The sequence below is a fragment of the Microbacterium sp. CH-015 genome (genome assembly GCF_049707015.1).
Classification (GTDB): domain Bacteria; phylum Actinomycetota; class Actinomycetes; order Actinomycetales; family Microbacteriaceae; genus Microbacterium; species Microbacterium aurum.
The window spans coordinates 963760-987289 of the sequence record NZ_JBNAFJ010000001.1 but is presented as its reverse complement, the minus strand read 5'-3'; the positions used below and the strand labels follow the sequence as shown (position 1 = coordinate 987289).

25 protein-coding genes and 2 tRNA genes are annotated in these 23530 nt (G+C 71.0%); 17 read left to right on the top strand and 10 right to left on the bottom strand.

Features of this window, described 5'->3' with window-relative positions; genetic code table 11:
* Positions 1-57 precede the first annotated feature (57 nt).
* From ACPYN4_RS04620 to era, 5 genes are all read left to right on the top strand, one after another.
* Positions 58-405 (top strand): HIT domain-containing protein, encoded by a 348-nt coding sequence (locus ACPYN4_RS04620; protein WP_076690750.1) that lies wholly within the window; start codon positions 58-60, stop codon positions 403-405.
* Positions 406-466: 61 nt separating this feature from the next.
* The gene (locus ACPYN4_RS04615) at positions 467-1513 is read left to right on the top strand and encodes a PhoH family protein (RefSeq protein WP_084202164.1); all 1047 of its coding nucleotides are present in this window, start codon (positions 467-469) and stop codon (positions 1511-1513) included.
* Entirely contained in the window at positions 1510-1977 is a 468-nt protein-coding gene (ybeY, locus tag ACPYN4_RS04610) for an rRNA maturation RNase YbeY (RefSeq protein ID WP_076690752.1), read from the top strand. The genes ACPYN4_RS04615 and ybeY overlap by 4 nt, the downstream gene beginning before the upstream one ends.
* On the top strand, positions 1974-3275 hold the full coding sequence (locus ACPYN4_RS04605) for a hemolysin family protein (protein WP_424445717.1): 1302 nt from the start codon (positions 1974-1976) through the stop codon (positions 3273-3275). The genes ybeY and ACPYN4_RS04605 overlap by 4 nt, the downstream gene beginning before the upstream one ends.
* A complete protein-coding gene (era, locus tag ACPYN4_RS04600) occupies positions 3272-4165 on the top strand; it encodes a GTPase Era (protein WP_424445716.1) in 894 nt (297 codons plus the stop codon). The genes ACPYN4_RS04605 and era overlap by 4 nt, the downstream gene beginning before the upstream one ends.
* A gap of 179 nt (positions 4166-4344) precedes the next feature.
* Here era and ACPYN4_RS04595 read toward each other — a convergent pair whose 3' ends face one another.
* Both ACPYN4_RS04595 and ACPYN4_RS04590 read right to left on the bottom strand, forming a co-directional pair.
* Positions 4345-4941: a carbohydrate-binding domain-containing protein gene (locus ACPYN4_RS04595; RefSeq protein ID WP_424445715.1), complete on the bottom strand. Its 597-nt coding sequence runs from the start codon at positions 4939-4941 to the stop codon at positions 4345-4347.
* 134 nt (positions 4942-5075) lie between these two features.
* A complete protein-coding gene (locus ACPYN4_RS04590) occupies positions 5076-5741 on the bottom strand; it encodes a hypothetical protein (protein WP_424445714.1) in 666 nt (221 codons plus the stop codon).
* 188 nt (positions 5742-5929) lie between these two features.
* Between ACPYN4_RS04590 and leuA the strand changes: the two genes are divergently transcribed.
* Entirely contained in the window at positions 5930-7690 is a 1761-nt protein-coding gene (gene leuA / locus ACPYN4_RS04585) for a 2-isopropylmalate synthase (protein WP_424445713.1), read from the top strand.
* A 214-nt stretch (positions 7691-7904) separates the two neighbouring features.
* On the opposite strand, the gene ACPYN4_RS04580 is transcribed toward leuA, so the two are convergent.
* Entirely contained in the window at positions 7905-8591 is a 687-nt protein-coding gene (locus ACPYN4_RS04580) for a trimeric intracellular cation channel family protein (protein ID WP_239280242.1), read from the bottom strand.
* A 36-nt stretch (positions 8592-8627) separates the two neighbouring features.
* On the opposite strand from ACPYN4_RS04580, the gene recO reads away from it, so the two are divergent.
* From recO to ACPYN4_RS04565, 3 genes are read left to right on the top strand one after another with little or no spacing between them, the layout of a single operon-like run.
* Complete coding sequence (gene recO, locus ACPYN4_RS04575; protein WP_424445712.1) at positions 8628-9368, top strand: DNA repair protein RecO; 741 nt, start codon at positions 8628-8630, stop codon at positions 9366-9368.
* Positions 9365-10177, top strand: a complete 813-nt coding sequence (locus tag ACPYN4_RS04570) for an isoprenyl transferase (protein WP_281653341.1) — start codon at positions 9365-9367, stop codon at positions 10175-10177. The genes recO and ACPYN4_RS04570 overlap by 4 nt, the downstream gene beginning before the upstream one ends.
* A 29-nt stretch (positions 10178-10206) precedes the next feature.
* Complete coding sequence (locus ACPYN4_RS04565; protein ID WP_239280236.1) at positions 10207-10884, top strand: DsbA family oxidoreductase; 678 nt, start codon at positions 10207-10209, stop codon at positions 10882-10884.
* 132 nt (positions 10885-11016) lie between these two features.
* Here the strand turns inward: ACPYN4_RS04565 and ACPYN4_RS04560 are convergent, their stop codons facing one another.
* Positions 11017-11520, bottom strand: coding sequence for a glutathione peroxidase (locus tag ACPYN4_RS04560; protein ID WP_287268998.1), 504 nt, complete (start codon positions 11518-11520; stop codon positions 11017-11019).
* Positions 11521-11582: 62 nt separating this feature from the next.
* Here ACPYN4_RS04560 and dusB point away from each other — a divergent pair, with 62 nt between their 5' ends.
* The 5 genes from dusB to ACPYN4_RS04535 all read left to right on the top strand — a co-directional run bounded on the left by dusB (position 11583) and on the right by ACPYN4_RS04535 (position 16961).
* Positions 11583-12746, top strand: coding sequence for a tRNA dihydrouridine synthase DusB (dusB, locus tag ACPYN4_RS04555; RefSeq protein WP_287269000.1), 1164 nt, complete (start codon positions 11583-11585; stop codon positions 12744-12746).
* Complete coding sequence (locus tag ACPYN4_RS04550; protein ID WP_076690761.1) at positions 12739-14106, top strand: deoxyguanosinetriphosphate triphosphohydrolase; 1368 nt, start codon at positions 12739-12741, stop codon at positions 14104-14106. Before dusB ends, ACPYN4_RS04550 begins: the two co-directional genes overlap by 8 nt.
* A complete protein-coding gene (gene dnaG, locus ACPYN4_RS04545) occupies positions 14106-15965 on the top strand; it encodes a DNA primase (protein ID WP_424445711.1) in 1860 nt (619 codons plus the stop codon). The genes ACPYN4_RS04550 and dnaG overlap by 1 nt, the downstream gene beginning before the upstream one ends.
* 89 nt (positions 15966-16054) lie before the next feature.
* Entirely contained in the window at positions 16055-16819 is a 765-nt protein-coding gene (locus ACPYN4_RS04540) for an ATP-binding cassette domain-containing protein (RefSeq protein ID WP_076690763.1), read from the top strand.
* 69 nt (positions 16820-16888) lie between these two features.
* Positions 16889-16961 (top strand) — tRNA-Asn (locus tag ACPYN4_RS04535).
* Positions 16962-17009: 48 nt separating this feature from the next.
* On the opposite strand, the gene ACPYN4_RS04530 is transcribed toward ACPYN4_RS04535, so the two are convergent.
* Genes ACPYN4_RS04530 through def form a run of 6 tightly spaced genes read right to left on the bottom strand, consistent with a single transcriptional unit; the run spans position 17010 to position 21629 of the window.
* Positions 17010-17555 carry a hypothetical protein gene (locus ACPYN4_RS04530; protein WP_239280226.1) on the bottom strand — a complete coding sequence of 182 codons (546 nt, stop codon included), beginning with the start codon at positions 17553-17555 and terminating at the stop codon, positions 17010-17012.
* Positions 17552-18880 carry a DUF58 domain-containing protein gene (locus ACPYN4_RS04525; RefSeq protein WP_424445710.1) on the bottom strand — a complete coding sequence of 443 codons (1329 nt, stop codon included), beginning with the start codon at positions 18878-18880 and terminating at the stop codon, positions 17552-17554. The genes ACPYN4_RS04530 and ACPYN4_RS04525 overlap by 4 nt, the downstream gene beginning before the upstream one ends.
* A complete protein-coding gene (locus tag ACPYN4_RS04520) occupies positions 18877-19872 on the bottom strand; it encodes an AAA family ATPase (RefSeq protein ID WP_424445709.1) in 996 nt (331 codons plus the stop codon). Before ACPYN4_RS04520 ends, ACPYN4_RS04525 begins: the two co-directional genes overlap by 4 nt.
* A complete protein-coding gene (locus tag ACPYN4_RS04515; protein WP_424445708.1) occupies positions 19869-20324 on the bottom strand; it encodes a hypothetical protein in 456 nt (151 codons plus the stop codon). The genes ACPYN4_RS04520 and ACPYN4_RS04515 overlap by 4 nt, the downstream gene beginning before the upstream one ends.
* Positions 20321-21052 (bottom strand): DUF4129 domain-containing protein, encoded by a 732-nt coding sequence (locus ACPYN4_RS04510; RefSeq protein WP_424445707.1) that lies wholly within the window; start codon positions 21050-21052, stop codon positions 20321-20323. Before ACPYN4_RS04510 ends, ACPYN4_RS04515 begins: the two co-directional genes overlap by 4 nt.
* A 10-nt stretch (positions 21053-21062) precedes the next feature.
* Complete coding sequence (def, locus tag ACPYN4_RS04505; protein WP_424445706.1) at positions 21063-21629, bottom strand: peptide deformylase; 567 nt, start codon at positions 21627-21629, stop codon at positions 21063-21065.
* Between the two features lie 42 nt (positions 21630-21671).
* On the opposite strand from def, the gene ACPYN4_RS04500 reads away from it, so the two are divergent.
* The 3 genes from ACPYN4_RS04500 (at position 21672) to ACPYN4_RS04490 (ending at position 23485) form a co-directional block, all read left to right on the top strand.
* The gene (locus ACPYN4_RS04500) at positions 21672-22751 is read left to right on the top strand and encodes a DMT family transporter (RefSeq protein ID WP_424445705.1); all 1080 of its coding nucleotides are present in this window, start codon (positions 21672-21674) and stop codon (positions 22749-22751) included.
* Positions 22752-22765: 14 nt separating this feature from the next.
* Positions 22766-22839: transfer RNA gene (locus ACPYN4_RS04495), tRNA-Ile, on the top strand.
* Positions 22840-22975: 136 nt separating this feature from the next.
* Complete coding sequence (locus ACPYN4_RS04490; RefSeq protein ID WP_076690781.1) at positions 22976-23485, top strand: DUF3145 domain-containing protein; 510 nt, start codon at positions 22976-22978, stop codon at positions 23483-23485.
* The last annotated feature ends 45 nt before the right edge of the window (positions 23486-23530 follow it).

Genomic DNA, 23530 nt, shown 5'->3' with positions numbered 1-23530 from the left:
CCCGCAGCGCGGGCAGCGCCCCGGCCTGCGGCGTCGGGCGCTGGCTAGACTCGGGGTATGAGCGAACCGTCGATCTTCACGCGCATCCTGCAGGGCGAGATCCCCGCGGAGATCATCGCCGAGACCGAGAACGCCTTCGCGATCCGCGACATCGCCCCGCAGGCGCCGGTGCACCTGCTCGTGATCCCGAAGTCGCAGGAGTACCGAAACGTCGTCGAGCTCGCCGCTGGCGACCCCGCCCTGCTGACCGAGCTGATCGGCTTGGCGAACACCCTGGCCGCCGAGCACGCCGACGGTGACTTCCGCCTCGTCTTCAATACCGGCGCCGGGGCCGGGCAGACCGTGTTCCACGTGCACGCGCACGTCCTCGCCGGCGGGCTGGCCGAAGGGAGCCTCGGTGGCTGACGACGCATCCGGGTCGCCGGCCGAGCCGGTCACCGAGCACCTCTACGCCGATGGCGTCGCCATGGTGCAGCTGCTCGGCCCGCAGGACCGGCTGCTGCGCGTCGTCGAGCGCGAGCACCGCGATGTGCAGGTGCACGTCCGGGGCAACGAGATCACCCTGACCGGTCCGGCGGATGCTGTGGCGCGCGCCCGTGACCTCGTGGAGGAGCTCATGGCGCTCTCGCGCACCGGTCACGGACTCGACCCCTCGGACGTCGTCGCCAGCGACCGCATCCTCCGCACGGAGGGCGGGCCGCGCCCTTCCGAGGTGCTGGGCGAAGCCATCCTGTCCTCGCGCGGCCGCGTGATCCGCCCGAAGACCCTCGGTCAGAAGGCCTACGTCGACGCGATCGATGAGAACACCATCACGTTCGGCATCGGCCCGGCCGGCACCGGCAAGACCTATCTTGCGATGGCCAAGGCGGTGCAGGCGCTGCAGCGAAAGGAGGTCAGCCGCATCATCCTCAGCAGGCCCGCGATCGAGGCGGGGGAGCGGCTGGGGTTCCTCCCGGGCACCTTGACCGACAAGATCGACCCCTACCTGCGCCCCCTGTACGACGCCCTCAACGAGATGATGGATCCGGAGATCGTCCCGAAGCTCATGGCTTCCGGCACGATCGAAGTCGCGCCGCTGGCGTACATGCGCGGGCGCACGCTCAACGATTCGTTCGTCGTGCTCGACGAGGCGCAGAACACGACGCCCGAGCAGATGAAGATGTTCCTCACCCGCCTCGGTTTCGGCACGCGCATGGTCGTCACCGGCGACATCACGCAGATCGACCTGCCGCAGGGTGCGTCGGGGCTGCGCCTCGTCACACGTGTGCTGAAGGACATCGACGACATCCACTTCACCTACCTGACGAGCGACGACGTCGTGCGCCACACGCTGGTGGGCCGCATCGTCGACGCATACACCGAGTACGACGAGCAACGCCTCGCCTCGCGCCGCGAGCGCGACGAGGCGACGGAGTTCGCCAATCGTGCCGAGCGCCGGGCAGCTCAGGACCCGCGCCGATCCGGCCGCCCGAACGGCCCCCGAGACCATCTGAAAGGGCGTGGCCGCGCATGACCATCGAGATCACGAACGAGTCCGGCGTGGACATCGACGAGACGGTCCTGCTGCGGCTGACCGCGCACAACCTCGCCGAGGTGAACGTCAGCCCGGATGCCGATGTCGCGATCCTCCTCGTCGACGAGGGCGCGATGGAGGCACTGCACGTCCAGTGGATGGATGAGCCGGGCCCCACCGATGTTCTGAGCTTCCCGATGGACGAGCTGCGCCCCGGCACGCAGGAGCAGCCGACGCCGCCGGGACTGCTCGGCGACATCGTGCTCTGCCCGCAGGTCGCCGAGACCCAGGCCCAGGCCGCGGGACACAGCACGCTCGATGAGCTGATCCTGCTGACGACGCACGGCCTGCTGCACCTGCTCGGCTTCGACCACGCGGAGCCCGACGAGGAGCGGGAGATGTTCGGGCTGCAGCGCGAGCTCATCGCCGCGTTCCACGCCTCGGAGCGCCGACGACGCGCATGACCGAGATTCTGCTGCTCGTCGCCGCCGTCCTGCTCGTCGCCCTCGGCGGCCTCATGGCGGCCCTCGACGCCGCCCTGGGCGTCACTTCGCGCACCGACCTCGTCGAGATGTCGCTGACGGCCCGCCGCGGCAGCGCGCTGGCGCGCATCGCCGCCGACCCCGAGGCCCACGGCAACGCCGTCGTCTTCATCAGGATCCTCGCCGAGACGACCGCGGCGGTTCTCGTCACCGTCGCCTTCACCGTGCTGTTCGACAGCATCTGGTGGGCGATGCTCGCCGCCGCGATCCTCATGACCGTGGTGTCGTTCGTGCTCGTGGGCGCCAGCCCGCGCGCGGTCGGGCGTCAGCACGCCCGAGGACTGGTGACCGCGTGCGGTCCCATCATCCGCGGCGCGCGTATCGTCCTCGGCCCCCTCGCGCACCTCCTCGTCATCGTCGGCAACCGGGTGACCCCTGGCATCCAGCGCGGCACGTCGTTCGCCAGCGAGGAGCAGCTGCTCAGCATGGTCGACGAGGCCGCTTCGCAGGACCTCATCGAGGAGGACGACCGCGACCTCATCCACTCGGTGTTCGACTTCACCGACACGATCGTGCGCGCCGTGATGGTGCCGCGCACCGACATGGTGACGATGGATGCCGCCGCCACGACCCAGGAGGCGATGCAGCTCTTCCTCGACAAGGGCGTTTCGCGCATTCCCGTCGCCGACGGCGAGGCCGACGACATCACGGGCGTCGTCTACCTGAAAGATCTCGTGCAGTTCGCGTTCCGCGACGAGTCGGCCTGGCGCGATGCGCCCGTGGCGCAGATCGCCCGTCCCGCGGTGTTCGTGCCGGAGTCGATGAAGGCCGAGACGCTCCTGCAGCAGATGAAGCGGGATGCCGTGCACGTCTGCCTCGTCGTCGACGAGTACGGCGGCGTCTCGGGCCTTGTCACCCTCGAGGATCTGATCGAGGAACTCGTCGGTGAGATCGCCGACGAGTACGATCCGCGCTCGAGTGAGGTCGTGGATCTCGGCGACGGGCGCTATCGGGTGAGCGCGCGCCTCGGGCTCGACGAGGTGGGGGAGCTGTTCGGCCTCGAACTCGAGGACGACGACGTCGACTCCATCGGCGGCCTGCTCGGCAAGCTGCTGGGGCGCGTTCCGTTGCCGGGTGCGTCCGCCGAGTACTCCGGGCTGCGCATAACCGGCGGCACCTCGCGCGGCCGCGGCCGGGGACTGGCGACGGTGTTCGTCGAGCCGACCGAGCGCTTGGCCGCCGTCGACGCGGCGTTCGCGGAGAGGAACGAGGAACGATGACCGAGACGCGATCCGGGTTCGTGACGTTCGTGGGGCGCCCGAACGTCGGCAAGTCGACGCTGACCAACGCCCTCGTCGGCGAGAAGGTTGCGATCACCTCCGACAAGCCCCAGACGACCCGCCGCGCGATCCGCGGCATCCTGAACCGGCCTGCCGGGCAGCTCGTCATCGTCGACACGCCGGGCATCCACAAGCCTCGGACCCTCCTCGGTCAGCGGCTCAACGATCTCGTCGAGCAGGTGCTCGGCGACGTCGACGCCATCGGCTTCCTCGTGCCGGCCACCGAGAAGGTCGGTCCCGGCGACCGCCGGATCGCCGCCTCGCTCGACGGCTATCCGCGGGCGAAGAGGGTCGCCATCGTCACGAAGACCGACGTCGCCTCCCGGGAGGAGATCACCGAGCGACTGATGGAGGTCGACTCCCTCCGCGAGGACTGGTCCGCGGTCATCCCGCTGTCCGCGGTCGCGGGCGAGCAGCTCGACGTGCTCGCCGACGAGCTGCTCGCGCTCATGCCCGAGGGGCCGGCGCTCTACGAGGACGGCGTGGTCACCGACGAGTCGCTGGAGGACCGGATCGCGGAGATCATCCGCGAGGCCGCGCTCGAGGGCGTCCGCGACGAGCTCCCGCACTCCATCGCCGTCACGATCGACGACATCTCCCGACGCGAGGAGGGCGAGATCACCGACATCTACGCCAATCTGGTCGTCGAGCGCGACAGCCAGAAGGCGATCATCATCGGCCACAAGGGCTCACGGCTGTCGGCCGTCGGCGCTCGGGCCCGCGCCCAGATCGAGCCCCTGGTGGGCACGAAGGTCTTCCTCAAGCTCCACGTCCGGGTCGCGAAGGAGTGGCAGCGCGACCCGAAGCAGCTGGGCCGACTCGGGTTTTGACGCCGGTCACGGTTGAGGAGCCTCGCGCAGCGCGGCCTGCGGCATCTCGTCGACGATGCGGACCATTTCGGCGCGGTGCGAGCGCGCGATGCCTGGCCATTGTGAGGTCGCTGACGCGCAACACGGCGGGAGCATCTCTCGGGTGATGCTCCCGCCGTGGGTCTTGTTGCGGCGCTGGATCAGCGTCGGCCGCCTCCGCCTCCGCCACCCATCATCGAGTTGGTGAGCTGGGTGACGGTCGATCCGTTGACGGTGATGTCACCGCCGGTCATCGTGCCGGTGCCGTCGTAGTCGAACGACGACTGTGCGGTGATGTCGAGTGTGCCGCCGGTGATCGTGAGATCGCCGTTGCTGTCGATCGCGTCGGTGTCATCCGAGCCCATCTCGATCGTGCTGTCGCCGCCGTTGATGGTGATGCTGAGGCCCGACGTGACGATGGCGGATGCCGAGGCGTTGATGCCGTCATCCGAGGCATAGAGGCTGATCGTGCCGCCGTCGATGACGATGACGGGTGCACGGCGCCGTCGGTGTCGACGACGACCTGTCCGGTCGATGAACCGGTCAGCACGTAGGTCCCGGCCGCGGTGATCGTGAGGCCGTCGTCGGTGAGCGTCACGTCGGTCGTCGGCAGGGCGCTCCAGTCGACGTCGACACCCGAGACGGTCGTGTCGACCGTCGTGGTCGTCGAGGACCCGGTCTGCTCCGTCGTGGTCGACGTGCTGGTGTCGGTGGAGGTGGACGAGCCCGCGGTGCCCTCCAGCGTGGTCGCGCCGCATCCCGCGAGCAGCAGGGTTGCCGCGATCACCCCGGTGGCGATCTTCGTGCGTCGTTTCATCGTCGTCTCCTCTCGGCCTGCGCCAATCACTGAGACGATTCCAACCCACCCTCCTTTGCGATTCCTATGCTCGGCCTATGCTCCAGTGACGAGATGCAGCGCGGACTGCACGAGCACGACGTCGTCGCCGTAGCGGGCATCCGCGGCATCCTGCAGCGATCCGTCGTCCCACACGACCTGCACCCACAGGCGTCCGTCCTGCGGCCAGGAGGCGAGGGCGGCGTCACCGAGTTGGGCGTGGATGTCGTCCTGCGTGGCCGTGAGCGTCGCCTCGTCGGCAGGGCCAGGTTCGCCGTTGGTGGGGTCGTCGGGCATCGCGGGGTCGTACAGCGCGAGCATGATCGGCGGCTGCGTGAGCGTGAACGACGTGCCGTTGTACGTGCCCTGCACGGCGTACGCACCCCACTGCATGTCGCCCTCGTCCTCGGAGCCGTCGATGCCCGTCCAGTCCCACCCGGTGAGGGGGATGCCGCTGCACTGCGGCGGGTAGGACTCCAGCAGCGCGCCGAGGCACAGCTCGATCGCGTCGCCGGTGTCCATGACTGTGCCCTGTGCGATGACCTCGCCGTCGGGAAGACCTGGCGTGATGTCGGCGAGAGTCAGGCGGTCGGCGGTGCCGCCGGCGCCGTCGGCGCCGTCGGCGCCTCCCGCGCCGGCGGTGCCGGCCGGTGTCGCGCAGGCGGTGAGCAGCAGGCCACTCAGCACGGCGACGACGATGGCGGATGCGCGGGAGTTCCTCATGACCCGACAGTGTCCGAACCGGAGCGTTCGTCTCAACCGGCCCTCGGGTGTAGCCTGACTGCATGCGCTTCGGCCAGCTCCTCCTTAGCTGCCGCGACGAGGCCTCGATCTAGGGCCTTCCTCGTCGCGGAGCTCGTCATGTCTGACGCCACTGGCCCGCACACTCAGACGAGAGAAGCGACATCATCATGGAGAACACCCAGAAGCCCTCCGGAGCTCCGGTCCACCGGTACCGTCCGTACCACGAGCAGCTCCGCGTCGATCTGCCGGATCGCACGTGGCCCGACGCCCGCATCACCCAGGCACCGCGCTGGTGCGCCGTCGACCTGCGCGACGGCAACCAGGCACTCATCGACCCGATGAGCCCCGAGCGCAAGCGCATCATGTTCGACCTGCTGGTCACGATGGGCTACAAGGAGATCGAGGTCGGGTTCCCGAGTGCGAGCCAGACCGACTTCGACTTCGTCCGCCAGCTCATCGACGAGGACGTCATCCCGGACGACGTGACGATCCAGGTGCTGACGCAGGCCCGCGAGCACCTCATCGAGCGCACCTACGAGGCGATCGCCGGCGCGAAGCAGGCGATCGTGCACTTGTACAACTCGACGAGCGTGCTGCAGCGCGAGGTCGTCTTCCGCAGCGACAAGCAGGGCATCATCGACATCGCCCTGAACGGCGCGCGGCTGTGCCGCGAGTTCGAGAAGCGCATCCCCGAGACGAAGGTCTACTACGAGTACTCGCCCGAGTCGTACACCGGCACCGAGCTGGAGTTCGCGCTCGAGATCTGCAATCAGGTCATCGAGGTGTTCGAGCCGACGCCCGAGCGCAAGGTCATCATCAACCTGCCCTCGACCGTCGAGATGGCGACGCCCAACGTCTACGCCGACTCGATCGAGTGGATGAGCCGTCACCTCGCGCACCGCGAGAACGTGATCCTGTCGCTGCACCCGCACAACGACCGGGGCACCGCGATCGCGGCGGCCGAGCTCGGCTACATGGCCGGCGCCGACCGCATCGAGGGCTGCCTCTTCGGCAACGGTGAGCGCACGGGCAACGTCGACCTGGTGGCGCTGGGCGTCAACCTGCTGACGCAGGGGATCGACCCGCAGATTGACTTCAGCGACATCGATCAGGTCAAGCGCACCGCGGAGTACTGCAACCAGCTGCCCGTGCACGAGCGCAGCCCCTGGGCGGGTGACCTCGTCTTCACGGCGTTCAGCGGATCGCATCAGGATGCCATCAAGAAGGGCTTCGAGGCGATGGATGCCAAGGCTGCGGCATCCGGCGTCACAGTCGACGACATCGAATGGGCCGTGCCGTACCTGCCGATCGATCCGAAGGATCTCGGGCGTTCTTACGAGGCCGTCATCCGCGTGAACTCGCAGTCGGGCAAGGGCGGTGTCGCGTACCTGCTGAAGACCGACCACGCGCTGGATCTGCCGCGCAAGCTCCAGATCGAGTTCTCGGGTGTCGTGCAGGCGAAGACGGACGCCGAGGGCGGCGAGGTGTCGAGCGATCAGATCTGGGCGATCTTCACCGACGAGTACCTGCCGGCATCCGCCGACGAGCACAAGTGGGGACGCTTCGAACTGCTGTCCACGCGCACGCAGAGCGACATGTCGGGTGAGGTGTCGCTGGAGGTCACGCTCCGCGACGGCGACGAGCGGATCGCGACGACGGGGATCGGCAACGGCCCGGTATCGGCCTTCCTCGAGGTCGTGCGGGCGCAGGGCTTCGACATCACGCTGTACGACTACGTCGAGCACACCCTGTCGGCCGGCGGCGACGCGCAGGCCGCGTCGTACGTCGAGCTGCAGGTCGACGACGTGCGACTGTGGGGCGTCGGCATCGACGGCGACATCTCCACCGCGTCGCTGAAGGCGATCGTGTCGTGCGTGAACCGCGCCATCCGCACGCGGGAGCGCACCGGCGAGCTCGCCGCGGTCTGACCGCTCGCGCCGGGGTCGGGTCGCCGCGTGGGGCGCGGGGCGCGGCGCCCGGCGCCCCGCGCCCGGCGCCCCGCTCGCCGAGAGAACAACTGCGCGCCGAGAGAACGGGTAGCACCCGTTCTCTCGGCGGCCGGTTGTTCTCTCGTGGTCAGCTGACCGGCGGGCGCGGCGGAGCGCGCTCGCGCGGCGGAGCGCGGTCGCGCGGCGGCGCGCGTCAGGGCTTGATGATCGGGATCGCGCTCGTCTCGATCGCGACCTTGCGGCGGTGCAGGGCGCGCTGCTCGGGCAGGGAGATGTCGAACATCACCGCGAGCAGCCGGATGACGGTCGTGACGACGACGCAGGTGATGGCCGCCGCCACGAGCGGCGCCCCGAGCGCATGCGCGACGGCGAGGACGACGCACCCGGCGCCGGCGGCGACGGCGTACAGCGACCCGACGTGCATGATCGCGACCGGCAGACCCATGATGACGTCGCGGAGGATGCTGCCGCCCACCGCCGCGCACACGCCGACGAACACCGCGGGGACCGCCGGCATCCCGAGCCCCAGCGCCTTGGCGGTGCCGAACGCGGCGAACATGCCGATCACGAGCGCGTCGAGGGCGACGATCACGGCGTTCAGCCGCTGGAAGAGCCCCGCCAGGAGCATCCCGACCAGCGACGCGCCGAGAGCCGTCAGCAGGTACCAGTTGCTCTGCAGCGTCGCGAGTTCGGTGTTCAGCAGCAGATCGCGGATGAGACCGCCGCCCATGCCGACGAGGATGCCGATGATCGCGACCCCGAGGAAGTCCAGGCGTCGCTGGCCGACAAATCCGGACGCGAACAGCGCCCCCTGCACCCCGCCCAGGCCCACGGCGGTCAGGTCGGCCCACAGCGGGATCACGAACAGCGGCTCCGTCACGCCTCCATTGTCCCCGGTGGCAGGGATAATCGATAAGTGCCCACCTACCGCGACGAAGTCGTGGTCCTGCGTACCCACAAGCTCGGGGAGGCGGACCGCATCGTGACGATGCTCAGCCGCCGTCACGGCAAGGTGCGCGCCGTCGCCAAGGGCGTGCGTCGCACCTCGTCGCGGTTCGGCGCACGGCTCGAACCGTTCATGGTCGCCGACGTCCAGCTGTACCAGGGGCGAACGCTGGACATCGTGCAGCAGGCCGAGTCGCTCGGCGCGTACGGTGCGCAGATCGCCACGCACTACGACCGCTACACCGCCGCGCACGCCATGGTCGAGACGGCCGACCGGCTGAACGAGGCTGAGGCGACACCGCAGCAGTACCTGTTGCTGGTCGGTGGCCTGCGGACCCTCTCGCAAGGCGGTCACGCGCCGCGCTCCGTCCTGGACTCCTACCTGCTGCGCGCGATGGCGCTGTCGGGCTGGGCTCCCGCGCTCGACGAGTGCGCCCGCTGCGGCACCGTGGGTCCGCACGACTGGTTCGTCGCGCAGCTGGGCGGCGTCGTCTGCGGCGACTGCGCCCCAGCGGGCTCGGCCTGCATCCGCCCCGAGACCGGCGCGCTGCTGCGCGCCCTCATCGCCGGCGAGTGGGACGAGGTGGATGCCGCCGCCGAAGCGGCGACCGCCGCCGCATCCGGTCTCGTCGCCGCCTACACGCAGTGGCATCTGGAGCGCGGCATCCGCTCCCTGTCGCTGGTGGACCACCGAGCGGAGCCTGCCCGATGAGCCCCAAGCCGTACACCCACCGCGACGCCGTCGCCTACCGGCCGCTGGACTGGACCGGCATCCATCCGCCGGCCTTCCCGAAGGGCGGCGTGCCGAACCACGTCGCGATCGTCATGGACGGCAACGGCCGCTGGGCGAACCGTCGCGGGCTCACGCGCATCGAAGGACACCGGGCGGGCGAGGAGGTGCTGCTCGACGTCGTCGCGGGCGCCATCCAGGCCGGCGTGCGTCACCTCAGCGTGTACGCCTTCTCCACGGAGAACTGGGCGCGCTCGCCCGAGGAGGTGCGCTTCCTCATGGGCTACAACCGCGACGTGCTGCACCGCCGACGCGATCAGCTCAACGAGTGGGGGGTGCGGATCCGCTGGGCGGGACGCAAGCCGCGCCTGTGGGGATCGGTCATCAAGGAGCTGCAGTTCGCCGAGCAGCTGACGGCGGGCAACGACACGCTCACGCTCACGATGTGCATCAACTACGGCGGACGTCACGAGATCATCGACGCGATGCGTGCGATGGGGGAGCAGATCGCCGCCGGTCGCCTCAAGCCCGCGGCGATCACCGAGAAGACGCTGCGGCGGCACCTGTACGTCCCGGACATGCCCGATGTCGACCTGTTTCTGCGCTCCAGCGGCGAGCAGCGCACGTCGAACTTCTTGCTGTGGGAATCCGCCTACGCGGAGATGGTGTTCCTCGACACCCTGTGGCCCGACTTCTCGCGCACCGACCTGTGGGGCGCCATCGAGCTGTACCTCGGCCGCAGCCGCCGCTTCGGCGGCGCCGTGGACGCGCCGACGGCCGCTGCGGAATAGAACCCGGCCCGCTCGCCGTTGCACCCGATGTGACGGAGAAGATCAAGATCGACGTGTGGAGCGACATCGCCTGCCCGTGGTGCTACATCGGCAAGCGGAACCTCGAGAACGGGTTGGCGCAGACAGCTGCCGACGCGGATGCCCCGCAGGTGGAGGTGACCTTCCACTCCTACGAGCTGTCGCCCGATACACCGGTGGACTTCGAGGGCGATGAGATCGACTTCCTCGCGGGACACAAGGGGATGCCGCGGGAGCGCGTCAAGGAGATGCTCGACAACGTGACCGGGGTCGCCGCGAACGCCGGCCTGGAGTACCGGTTCGACCTGCTGCAGCACACCAACACGGTGAAGGCGCATGAACTGCTGCATTTCGCGAAGGCGGAGGGCCGCCAGCGCGAGATGGCCGAGCGCCTGATGTCGGCGTACTTCACCGAAGGACGCCACGTCGGCCGCATCGACGACCTCGTGGAGCTCGCCACGGAGGCGGGGCTGGATGCCGACGCGGCGCGCGACGCGCTGCAGTCCGGACGCTACCTCGCCGACGTCCGCGCCGATCAGGCGCAGGCGCAGGAATACGGCATCCAGGGCGTGCCGTTCTTCGTCATCGACGGCAAGTACGGCGTGTCGGGCGCCCAGCCGGCGGACGCCTTCGCGCAGATCGCCCGCCAGGTCTGGGCCGAGAAGCAGACCGCACCGCAGCAGGCGTAGCGGCTCAACGGGCGTCGGCGGCGCCGCGCAGCGACAGGGTGCGCAGCCGCCGATTGCCGAGCAGCAGGGCCACGATCGCGGTGAGGGCGACGCCGTAGACGGCGAACGGCACCCAGGGCGCGGGGCCGAGCGTCAGGACGCCAGGCTCGCCTCGATCGCGGCGACGATCTCGGGCGCGTCGGGCTTGGTCTGCGGGCGGAACCGATGCACGGTGCCCTCGGGCGTCAGCAGGAACTTCTCGAAGTTCCACATGATCGGTCCCTTCGCACCCTCGGCGTTCTTCGCCTTCTTGAGCGCCTTGTACAGCGGAGCGGCGTGCGAGCCGTTCACGCGGACTTTGTCCATGATCGGGAAGCTCACACCCCAGGTGACCGCGCAATACTCCAGGATCTCCTCCATCGAGCCGGGCTCCTGACCCATGAACTGGTTGCAGGGAAAGCCCACCACCTGGAATCCCCGGTCGCCGTAGGTGCGCTGCAGCTCTTCGAGCTGCTCGTACTGCGGCGTCAGCCCGCACTTGGAAGCGACGTTGACGACCAGGACGGTCTTGCCGTCGTACTCGGCGAGGGTGTGCTCGGTGCCGTCGGCGTCGACGAAGGGGATGTCGCGGATGTCCACAGTCTGGGTGTCGGCCATGTTGTCCACGATAGGCCCGGCATCCGCCTTCGTCGGCACCCGAGTCTGGGAGAATGGACAGGATGTCCACCCTCGTCACCCCCGCCGCGCTCCGCATCGGCCCCATCGCGCTGGATGCGCCGGTCGTGCTCGCGCCGATGGCGGGCATCACCAACACCGCTTTCCGGCGGCTGTGCCGAGAATACGGCGCGGGTCTGTACGTGTCGGAGATGATCACGACGCGCGCGCTGGTGGAACGCAACGCCACCACGATGCGGCTGATCACCCACCACGAGTCCGAGACGCCGCGGTCAATCCAGCTGTACGGTGTCGACCCCGCGACGACCGAGGCGGCCGTGCGGCTGCTGGTCGAGGAGGACCGCGCCGACCACATCGACCTCAACTTCGGCTGCCCGGTCCCGAAGGTCACCCGCAAGGGCGGGGGAGCGGCGCTGCCCTGGAAGCTCGGCCTCTTCCGTGAGATCGTCACGCGCGCGGCGCGCGCCGCGGGGGAGGTCCCGCTGACCGTCAAGATGCGCAAGGGCATCGACGGCGACCACCTCACCTGCCTCGACGCCGGCCGCATCGCGGAGGATGCCGGGGTCGCCGCCGTCGCGCTGCACGCCCGCACCGCGGCGGAGTTCTACTCCGGAACGGCGGACTGGGACGCCATCACACGTCTGAAAGAGACGGTCACGAGCGTCCCGGTGCTCGGCAACGGCGACATCTGGTCGGCGGAGGACGCCGTCCGGATGATGGCGGAGACCGGCTGCGACGGTGTCGTCGTCGGCCGTGGGTGCCTCGGTCGCCCGTGGCTGTTCGGGGACCTCGCCCGGGCGCTGGGTGGGCCGGGGGCTGCGGCGGGCGCGCCGGTGGACGCGACGCTCGGCTTCGTCGCCCGCGCCTTCCGCCGCCACGCCGAGCTTCTCGTCGAGTTCTTCGAGGACGAAGACCGGGGATGCCGCGACATCCGCAAGCACGTCGCCTGGTACTTCAAGGGCTATCCCGTCGGCGGCGAGACGCGCGCGCAACTCGCGACCGTGTCGAGCCTCGCCGAGATCGATGCGCTGCTGGCGACCCTCGACCTGGACGCGCCGTACCCGGGTGCCGCCGCGGAGGGCCAACGCGGCCGTGCCGGCACGCCCAAACGTCCCGCGCTGCCGGATGGCTGGCTGGCGAGCCGCGACCTCGGCGCCGAGGCCAGCCGCACGCTCGCCGAAGCCGAAGTGGACAACAGCGGTGGCTGATCCGGCCGGCATCGAGGTCGCCCCGGGGCGCCCTGCCGGGTACGACGCGCACGACGCGGAGCGGTTCGCACCGGAGCAGCACCGCTCTCAGCGCGACAGCTTCGCCCGTGACCGGGCCCGCGTCCTGCACTCCGCGGCGCTGCGACGCCTCGCGTCCAAGACGCAGGTGCTGAGCCCCGCGAGCCCCGCGGACTTCGCCCGCAACCGCCTGACCCATTCGCTCGAGGTCGCGCAGGTCGGCCGCGAACTCGCGATCGCGCTGGAGCTGTCGCCCGACGTCGTCGACACCGCGTGCCTCAGCCACGACATCGGACACCCGCCGTTCGGCCACAACGGCGAGCGGGCGCTCAACGAGTGGGCCGAGGACATCGGCGGGTTCGAGGGCAACGCGCAGACCCTCCGCATCCTCTCCCGGCTCGAGCCCAAGGTCATCGCGGCGGACGGCCGCAGCGTCGGGCTGAACCTCACCCGCGCGAGCCTCGACGCGACGTGCAAGTATCCGTGGACGTCCGAGCACGCGGTCCCCGATCCCGGCGGACGCGACAAGTTCGGCGTCTACGCGGAGGACGAAGCCGTGTTCGCGTGGCTGCGCGAGGGGGCACCGGGGCGGGTGCGCTGCATCGAGGCCGAGGTCATGGACCTGTCCGACGACATCGCCTACTCCGTGCACGACTTCGAGGACGCCGTGCTCAACGGCTACCTCGATCCGGCCCGGCTGGCCGACGCCCGCGAGCACGAGGCGTTGCTGAGCGCCATCCAGACCTGGGTCGGCTACGGCTTCGGCCGCGACGAGCTCGCCGACGCCCTCTACCGCCTCACCCGGATGCCCGAGTGGCTGACCTCGTTCGACGGCTCGCGGGCCGCGGTGGCGGGCCTGAAGAACCTCACCTCCGATCTCATCGGACGCTTCGCGCGTGCCGCGACGGCGGCCACCCGCGAGCACTACGACGTACCGGTGCTCACGCGTTTCCGCGGCCGCGTCGTGGTGCCGCGGATCATCGAGGCCGAGATGGCGGTGCTGAAGGGCATCATCGGCGCCTTCGTCGTGACGATCGACGGCCGGCGCGGGCTCTACAAGGAGCAGCGTCGCGTGCTCAAGCGCCTCGCGACGGCGCTCTGGGAGCGGCCAGAACGGCTGGACCGCCTGCACGCGGAGGATTTCGCCGCGGCATCCACCGACGCGCAGCGAAAGCGCGTCGTCGTCGACCAGGTCGCGAGCCTCACCGACCGGTTCGCCATCGAGTGGCATGCGCGCCTCATCGGTCCGGTCGACCTGCGGGAACTCGGTCTGTGGTCCAGCGACGGCCGCGCCGTCGCGCACAGCGGCTTCGCGCTGCCCGAGCCCATCGAGGGGCTCTGATGGCCCGCATCCGGCAGGCCGATGTCGACGAGGTGAAGGCGCGCACCAACATCGGCGACATCATCGGCGAGCGGGTGGCGCTGAAGTCGGCGGGCGTGGGGTCGCTGAAGGGTCTGTGTCCCTTCCACGACGAGCGCAGCCCCAGCTTCCACGTCCGACCCCAGGTCGGCTACTACCACTGCTTCGGATGCGGCGAGTCGGGCGACGTGTACTCGTTCCTGCGCGCCATGGACCATCTGACCTTCACCGAGGCCGTCGAACGCCTCGCCGGTCGCATCGGCTACGCCCTGCACTACGAGGACGGCGGCGCGGCTCCGGAGACGAGCGGACGCACGCGGCTGTACCAGGCGAACGCGGCGGCCGCGGACTGGTTCCGCGCGCAGCTGTCCAGCCCCGAGGCCGACGCGGGGCGCCGCTTCCTGGGGGAGCGCGGCTTCGACGCGGGTGCCGCCGCGCATTTCGGTGTCGGCTACGCGCCGAAGGGCTGGGACGGGCTGCGTGACGCGCTGCGGGCGCAGGGGTTCAGCGACGAGGAGCTGTCGGCGGCGGGTCTCGTCTCGCAGGGGCAGCGCGGCGTGTACGACCGCTTCCGCGGACGGGTGGTCTGGCCCATCCGCGACGTCACCGGGCAGACGATCGGGTTCGGGGCGCGCCGGCTCTACGACGACGACAAGGGACCGAAGTACCTCAACACCCCCGAGACGACGATCTACAAGAAGGCGCAGGTGCTGTACGGCCTCGACCTGGCCAAGAAGGACGTCTCCCGTTCGCACCGCGTCGTCGTCGTCGAGGGGTACACCGACGTCATGGCCTGCCACCTCGCGGGCGTGACGACGGCTGTCGCGACGTGTGGCACGGCGTTCGGCGCCGACCACATCACGGTGCTCCGCCGCGTCATGGGCGACGACTCCGCTGCCGGCGAGGTCGTGTTCACCTTCGATCCCGACGCCGCCGGGCAGAAGGCGGCGCTGCGCGCCTTCGCCGATGCGAAGCGCTTCAACGCGCAGACCTACGTCGCGACAGGTCCGGAAGGCCTGGATCCCTGCGACCTCCGCCTGGAACGCGGTGACGCGGCGGTTCGGGGCATGCTCGATCGCAAGGTGCCGATGTTCGAGTTCGTCATCGACCAGCGCCTGGCCGGGTTCGACCTGGCCAGCGTCGAGGGCAGGGTCGGGGCGCTGCGGGCGGCGGCCCCCGTCGTCGCGGAACTGCGCGATCCGCTGCTGCAGCCGGAGTACGTGCGGGTGCTCGCGCGCCGCCTCGGGATGGACACGGAGTCGGTGCGACGCGAAGTCGAGCGCGCAGGACGGGAGGGCGCCCGTCGCGACGCCGCGCCGGCGGCGACGGCAGCGACGGCTGGCCCGGATGCCGGTGAGCCCGCCGTCCGTGTCACCCTGCGCACACTGCCGCGCACCGCCGAGGTCGCGCTGGAGCGCGACGCGCTGATGGGCATTCTGCAATACGGTCATGTCGTCGACGCGGCCGAACTCGATGCCGCCCTCGCATTGCCGATGCGCACGCCGGCGCTGGATGCGGTGCGCCAGGCTGTCGCGGCGCAGCCGGATCGCACCCGCATCGGGTGGGCGTCGACGGCGGCCGAGTCCACGCGCGAGCCGTACCGGTCGCTGGCGGTGGAACTGCTCACGGCGGATTTCCCCGCCCTCACCGAGGCCGAGGCCGCCACCTCGACGCGCTCGCTCGCGCGGCGCCTGCGCGTGCGCGCGGTGGATGCCGAGAAGAACGAGCTGCTGGGCGCGATCCAGCGCGTGCCGGCCGATTCGGAGGAGGGCCGGGCGGTGCGCGTCGCCCTGCGCGATCTCGACGCGCGCCGCCGCACGCTCACGGAAGAGCCGGCGTAACCCGGCGGACGGCGTCCTTGGGCACCGCGATGGGCAGGGCAGCGGCGCGGTCGCTGGCGTCGACGCGAGGATGAGGGCAGGATGAGCGCATGCCCCGTCGCTCCGCAACAGAGTTCGCCGTGCTCTGCGACGATCTGTCGATCGCCCGAGGCGGCGTGCGTGTGGTCGAGGGCGTGAGCTTCCGCCTGTCGCCCGGCCGCGCCCTCGCCGTGATGGGCGCGACCGGGTCTGGCAAGTCGACGCTGGCGGCGCTGCTGGCCGGCGGGGAGAGCGACGCGATCGCCATCGCGGGCGGCGACGCCCAGGTCGCGGGCATCCCCATCCGCAAGCGCGGCAGGGCCGGCAGGGTACGGGCGTACCACACCGGATATCTGGCTCAGGGAGCGGGGGCGACGCTGCCCGCCCGGATGACCGTCGGCGAGGTCATCGGCGAGCCGATCACGAGCCGCGACCGTCGCGTCAACCAGCGCGCCCTGGCCATCCGCGTCGCGGGGCTGCTCGATGAGTTCGAGCTGCCGCTGGGAGCGGCCGCCCGCTATCCGTACGAGCTCAGCTCCGGCATGCGCCAGCGCGTCGCACTGGCCCGCGCCCTCGTGCTGCAGCCGCGGGTGTTCGTGGGGGACGACCCGTACGCCAACCTCGACCTCGAGGTGCGTCGCACCGCCCGTGACGCGCTCGTGCGACGGCGTGATGAGACCGGGATGGCGATCGTCATGGTCACCAACGACGCCGACGCGGTGCGGGAGATCGACGCCGACGTGCTGGTGCTGCGCGCCGGCAGACCCGTCGCCTACGGTCACGGCACGGCGGATCTGCTCTGGACGCCTGACGGCGGAACACGCATCGCCTCCTGACCGCCGAGCGTCACGAGCACCCTCGCGGCTTTGCTAATATGGACGGGTTGCCCGCTCGCGGGTGACTGATCCTCGGTAGCTCAATTGGCAGAGCAGCCGGCTGTTAACCGGCAGGTTCTTGGTTCGAGTCCAAGCCGGGGAGCGAACGCCCCAGGGCTCCACCCCTGGGGCGTTCTTCATTGGTTCCGCGTCAGCGGTCGCGGGAGCCGGTCCCCGGCCACAGCACGACGATCGCCCCGAGCACCAGTGCGAGTGCGACCAGCAGCGTGACGATGCCGGCTTCACCCCACGCCAGGCCTCCGGCGATGACCGCGGCGGCCGCGACGACGAGCGTCGCGGCGACGGCGCCGAGCACCGGCATCCGCAGCGCACGCACCACCGCGCCGTCCACGGCCGCCCACGGGCGCCCGGTCGCCAGCAGCGACGCGCAGAGGTGCCATCCGAGCAGCGCGAGCGCGAGGGGGACCAGTTCGAGAACCGGCAGCGCGGCCAGCGCCGCCTGCACGACGATCACCGCCGCCGTCAGCAGCGGCACGACCCCGCGGGCGAACACCGCGCCGGCGACGATGGCGATCGACGCGACCACGGCCCACGGCGATGCGCCCGCGACGAGCAGCAGCCAGATCTCCGCGGCGGCCCCGCACAGAACGAGCAGGCCGCGCAGCGCCCAGCGCGACGGCGGGCGCCGCCGCATCCGATCGAGGAGCTCGACGATCGTCTCCGACAGCGCGTTCATCGCGGGGCACCGCCCGCGCGTGCGGTCGGTCGCTGCGCGGCGAGGGCGGCCGCGAGCGTCGCGACCCCGCCGACGCCCTGCCAGGGCGCGACGGGAATGCCGACCTCGCGCAGCCGTGCGACGTCGGCATCGCGCTGCAGCAGGCGCAGCACCCAGGCTTCCTCCCAGAACGAGCCAGGCGCCGGATCGAGAAGATGTGCCAGCGGCCCCGACCGATCGGCGGGGCCGCGTTCGAGCCGGCCGATCCGATCCGGCAGCGTGTCGACGACGAGCACGGCGGCGCCGCGGCGCGCCAGCACCGCGATCTCGGTGAGGACATCGTCGTCGAGGAGCGGCGAGCACACGACGGCGAAGGTGCCCGGGCGCAGTCGCTGCACCCGGCGCAGATCCCGCCGTCCCACGTCGGCACGGCTCACGCGCGCCAGTCGCGTCGCGAGCGCAGAGAACTGACGGATGCCGCTGCGCGGCGGCAGGTCGCCCACCACGCCGCCGAGGTCGTGCACCCCGACGCGGTCGCCCAGCCGCAGGTAGTGCTCGGCCAGCGACGCCGCCGCCACGACGGTGGCGTCGAGACTCGACGCGAACGGCCCGGACAGCTCGGCCGTCGTGACGTCGGCCAGCGTGTCCATCACGATGAGCACGTCGGTGTCGCGATCGGCGGTCGTCGCGTTGGTGTGCAGGATGCCGGTGCGCGAGGTCACCCGCCAGTTGATGCGACTCAGCCGATCGCCCGGGAGGTAGCGGCGGATGTCGGCGAGGGCGCTTCCGTCTCCGGCGCGCCGGGAGGGGTGGATGCCGGCGGTGCCGATGGGGTGTGGGATGGCGTCGCCGCGTCCGGGGACGATCGCCGACGGCGACACCTCGATCGGGCCGAGACGCAGCCGCACGTCGCGATGCCACAGCCCCACCTCGTCGCTCTCCCGGACGGCGGCGTCGTTGAGGTCCAATCGGCCCCACCGCTGGGGGCGCACCCGGACGCTCGCTGTCTCCACGCCGCAGACCGCGCCCCACGGGGGCGCGAGATCCGCGCCGGCGTGCGGTGACAGCGCGAGGTCGATGACGCGATCCGGCGCCGTCGCCCGCACGGTCGCGTCGACGGCGTCGCCGGCCGCGATCGCCCGTGCCGACAGCTCAGCGACGGGCGCGGGACTGTCGACGGCCGGCCGACGGAGCATGCCGAGGACGCTCCACACCACGAACGGCGCGGCGAGCACGGCGAGGGCCGGCTGGGAGCTCAACAACGCGAGGACCCCCGTCCCCGCGGCCAGCACGACGGCGCGCACGAGCGCTGCCGTGGGGTGGAAGGTCTGCCCGGCGCTGCTCACCCGGCATCCGGGAGGTATTCGGTCGGCACGGGGACGCTGTCGACGGCGGCGCGGACGACCTGCTCGCCGGACACGCCGCTGAGCCAGAGCTCCGGCCGGATCGTGACCCGGTGGGCGAGGGCGGCCGGCGCCAGCGCCTTGATGTCGTCGGGCGTGACGAAGTCGCGACCCTCGATGAGCGCACGAGCGCGCCCACAGGTGAGGAGGGCCAGGCTGCCGCGCGGCGACGCGCCCACCGATGCGGCCGCGTCGCTCCGTGTCGCGGCGGTCACCGCGACCGCATACCGGCCCACCGCAGGATGGACGAAGACGTCCTCCGCCGCGCGCTGCACCGCCATCAGGGTCTCGGCGTCGAGCACCTGGGCCGTCTCGATGTCATCGGTGCGCCGCGCGATGCGGCGGGAGAGGATCTCCCACTCGTCGGCTCCGTCCGGGTAGCCGAAACGCAGCCGCAGCAGGAAGCGGTCCAGCTGCGCCTCGGGGAGCGGGTACGTGCCCTCCGTCTCGACCGGGTTGGCCGTCGCCATGACGTGGAAGGGACGGGGAAGCGGATGCGTTCGCCCCTCGACGGTGACCTGATGCTCCTGCATCGCCTCGAGGAGGGCGGCCTGGGTCTTCGGCGGCGTGCGATTGATCTCGTCGGCGAGGAGGAACCCGGCGAACAGCGGACCGGCGCGGAAGGTGAACTCGCCCCGCGACTGGTCGTACACGTAGCTGCCGGTAAGGTCTGCGGGCAGCTGGTCGGGGGTGAACTGGGCACGCTGGAAGTCGAGCCCGAGAGCGCGGGCGAAACTGCGCGCCGCGAGCGTCTTGCCGAGGCCCGGGAAGTCCTCCAGCAGCACGTGGCCGCCTGCGACGACGGCGGTGAGGACGAGTTCGAGCGCCTGTCGCTTGCCGACGACGGCGCGCTCGACCTCGTCGATGACGCGCCGGCAGGCATCGCCCGCGTCGGTGAGGCTCAGGGTGGTCTCGCGGTCGGGTGAGGTGGTCACGGTCTGGTCAGCTCCCGGAGGATCGTGCGCAGCTGAGCCCGGCTCAGCGATCGCGGTTCGGAACGGAGGTAGGTCTGCAGCCCCTCCGGCAGCGAGGTCGTGGAGGAGCGCGCCGCGACGAGCTCGGCGATGGTGTCGTGGAGCGCACCCGCCGTGGTGGAGCGGCCGCCCTGCGCGCCGCGCAGGCGTGTCTCCAGCACGCGGGTGCGCCGATCGACGCCCGTCGACCAGGGCCGGGGCGGATGCTGCGGTTCGGGCACGGTCTCGGACTCGATCTCCGGCAGCAGCTGGCGCAGCCCCCACCACGCCGCCGCGACGACCATCCCGCCGAGCGTCCACAGCGGGAGCGGGAGACCGAACCCCAGCACGAGCCCGACGACGGCTGCGGCCGTGCCGATGGCGGCGCCGGCGATGACCGCGACGACGAGGCCGCGCTCCGGGCGGCGCGTCACGGCGCGGCCCCCGGTGCCGGCGCGGGCGTCGACGCGCGAGCCGCGAGCGCCGCCTCCAGCCGTGCCAGATCGGCCTGGGCTTCGGCGGCTGCGGCGCGGGGCAGTCGCTCCGCGGAGAACAGTGCCCGCGTGTAGAGGCCGGAGAGCCGCGTGGCCGCGTCGGCGGGCACGGCGAAGGCGGTGAGGATGCCGAGGACGTACTCCGCCGCCGTCTCGCTGTCGCGGCGGGGCGCGCCGGCGGCCGCGCCGAGCGCTTCCAGCGACTCCCAGCAGCGGATGACGGCCAGATCGGCGTCCTCGTCGAGCGCGATCTGCTCGCGGGCGCGCCGCAGCATGTCGCGCACGTCGTCGGCATCCACGGCGCTCTCGTGCACGGCGTCGCCGATCTCCGGGGGAGTCTGGCGGGCCGCGACGGCGCGTGCCACGCGGACCGCGAGGAGGATCACGATGACCCCGACGGCGACCGCGAGCAGAGCGCCCAGCACGTTCATCACCGCGCTGAGGTCGACGCCGGAGCTCGGCGGCGGGAGCGTCGGCAACGGTCCCATCTCGCCGGCGCCGGGGCTCTCGGTCACGACGGGACGATCGATTTCGCGCGGCTCCGCCGTCGGGATGGAGGTGATGAGCGACGGTGGGGTGAGGGCGCTGGCGAACGCGAGGGCGATGCCCACTCCGCCGCCCGCGACGGCGGCGGTCACGGCGACGCGGCGCTGCGCTCTGGTGCTCATCGCGCGTGGGCTACGCGTCGATCTCGTCCACGCCCGGCGTCCACGAGGCGCCGGGCCGGCCCCACCCGCGCTTGCGCGCGAGCTTCTGCACCGTCTTCCAGTCGCCGTCGTCCAGCCGGTCGATGTAGAGGATGCCGTCGAGGTGATCGAACTCGTGCTGCATGATCCGCGCGCGCCAACCGTCCACCTGGATCCGCACCGGCTCCCCGTCGAGATCCATCCCGGTCACCAGCACCTCGTCCGAGCGGCGGAGGGGGAACCGCTCGCCGGGGAACGACAGGCAACCTTCCGACTCGTCGTCGGGGTCGGGCGCACCCGGCACGAGCGGGCGCATCCACAGTTCCGGGTTGAGGATCACGCCCCGCCACTCCTGGCCGTCATCGTCCTGGTAGCTGTACGTGTAGATGCGCAGCCCGACACCGACCTGCGGGGCCGCGAGCCCCACACCGGGCGCCGCATCCATCGTCTCGAACATGTCGGCGACCAGCTGGCGGACCTCGTCGGTGATCTCGGCCACGGGTTCGGCGGGGGAGTGCAGGACGGGGTCGCCCATGATGCGAATCGGAAGAACAGCCACGTCCTGAGCCTATCGAGCGCGCCCGGCGGTTACTGTCGAGGGGTGGATGCCGCCCCCTCACTCGACGACGTCGCCGACCAGCTCGTCGGCGTGTTCGCCGATCCCGGCATCCTGATCGGCATTCCGCTGGCCCTGTTGGGCGCGGTCTTCATGTCGTTCGGCGCGCAGTACCAGCACCGCGGTGTGCAGAAGGTCGAGCGGCTCACCGCCATCGACGGCGGCGCCGGCCTCACCGGCGGTCAGCTGTGGAACCTCCTCCGCCGGCCGTCGTGGGTGGTCGGCACCGTCATGCTGGGGCTGGCGATCGTCTGCCAGCTGTCTGCGCTGTCGTTCGCGCCGCTCATCCTCGTCCAGCCCCTGGGGGCGATCTCGCTCGTCATCACGACGCTGCTGAACGCCCGCATCAGCGGCCATCGGCCCACCCGACGCTCGCTGAGCGCGATCGCGCTGTGCGTGGCGGGCATCTTCGTGTTCGTGACGATCGCCGCGCTCTACGCCACCGAGACGCCGATCAGCGATGGCCAGCTCATCACCGTGCTGGTGATCCTGCTCGTCGTGGCGATCGTGCTGACGTCGACCTGGCTGTGGCTGCGGTCCCGCGTGGGCGCCCTGTTCTACATCGTCGCCGCCGGCATCATGTACGGCTTCGTGGCGACCCTCGCGAAGGTCGTGATCAGCCGCATCCAGACCGGGGACTTCGAGTGGCTCACCGTCGTCTGCGTCGTCGGTCTCATCGCCGGCACCGCGATCGGCGCCTACTTCGTGCAGACGGCGTACTCGTCGGGGCCGCCCGATCTCGTGATCGCCGGCCTCACGGTGATCGACCCCATCGTCGCGATCGTCATCGGGCTGGCGGTGCTGCGCGAGGCCGAGCACGCCCCGTGGGGCGCGTACGTCGGCTTCGTCATCGCCGGCGCCCTCGCGATCGCCGGCGTCTTCCAGCTGGCGCGTTACCACCCGCAGGTGGTCAGCGACAGCCAGGAGATCCCGATCACACGCGGGAGCGGCGGCGCGCCGGGCGGCGCCCAGCCCAGGACCGGATCGGTGCGGATCACCGAGGCCGTCGCGAAGGTGTGGCCCGAGCCTCCGATCCGCGACAACGACGACCCCGCCGCCCGGTAGGCTCGATGCCGCAGGGGGCGGTGGCCAAGCTGGTCAAGGCAGCGGGCTCATAACCCGACGATCGTGGGTTCAAGTCCCACCCGCCCTACCGACACCGGCGCGGAATGACACGGTTGTGATTTCGCGTCGGCATCCGCCATAATGGGCGCACAACCGCATACCCGCCACAGCAGTCCGGCACTCAGGTCGTAGGGGAAGACGTACCTGAAGAAACGGAGAATGCGATGGCGACCACGTCGACCCTGGCGCGCGGAGTGATCTACATCCACTCCGCGCCGCGAGCGCTGTGTCCCCACCTCGAGTGGGCGGTCGGTCGCGCCCTGGGGCGTGCGGTGAGCTTCGACTGGGCCGATCAGCCCGTCCTCGCCGGCAGCCGCCGGGCGGAGTTCTACTGGGAGGGTCCCGCCGGCACCGGCGCGGCCCTCGCGACCGCTATCCGCGGCTGGGAGCACCTGCGTTTCGAAGTGAGCGAGGATCCGACTCCCCGCAGCGACGGCGGCCGGTGGATGCACACCCCTGACCTCGGCATCCACTTCGCTCAGACCGATACCGCCGGCAACGTCGTCATCGGCGAGGATCGCATCCGCTACGCCCTCGAGATCGCCGCGGGCGACGCGTTCGACCTGCAGCGTGAGCTGCAGGTCGCGCTCGGATCGGCGTGGGACGAAGAGCTGGAGCCCTTCCGCCACGCGAGCGATGACGCCCCGGTCGTCTGGCTGCACAAGGTCGGCTGACACAACTTCACAGACCAGGCGGCGCGGAAGCGCTCGTACCGGCCT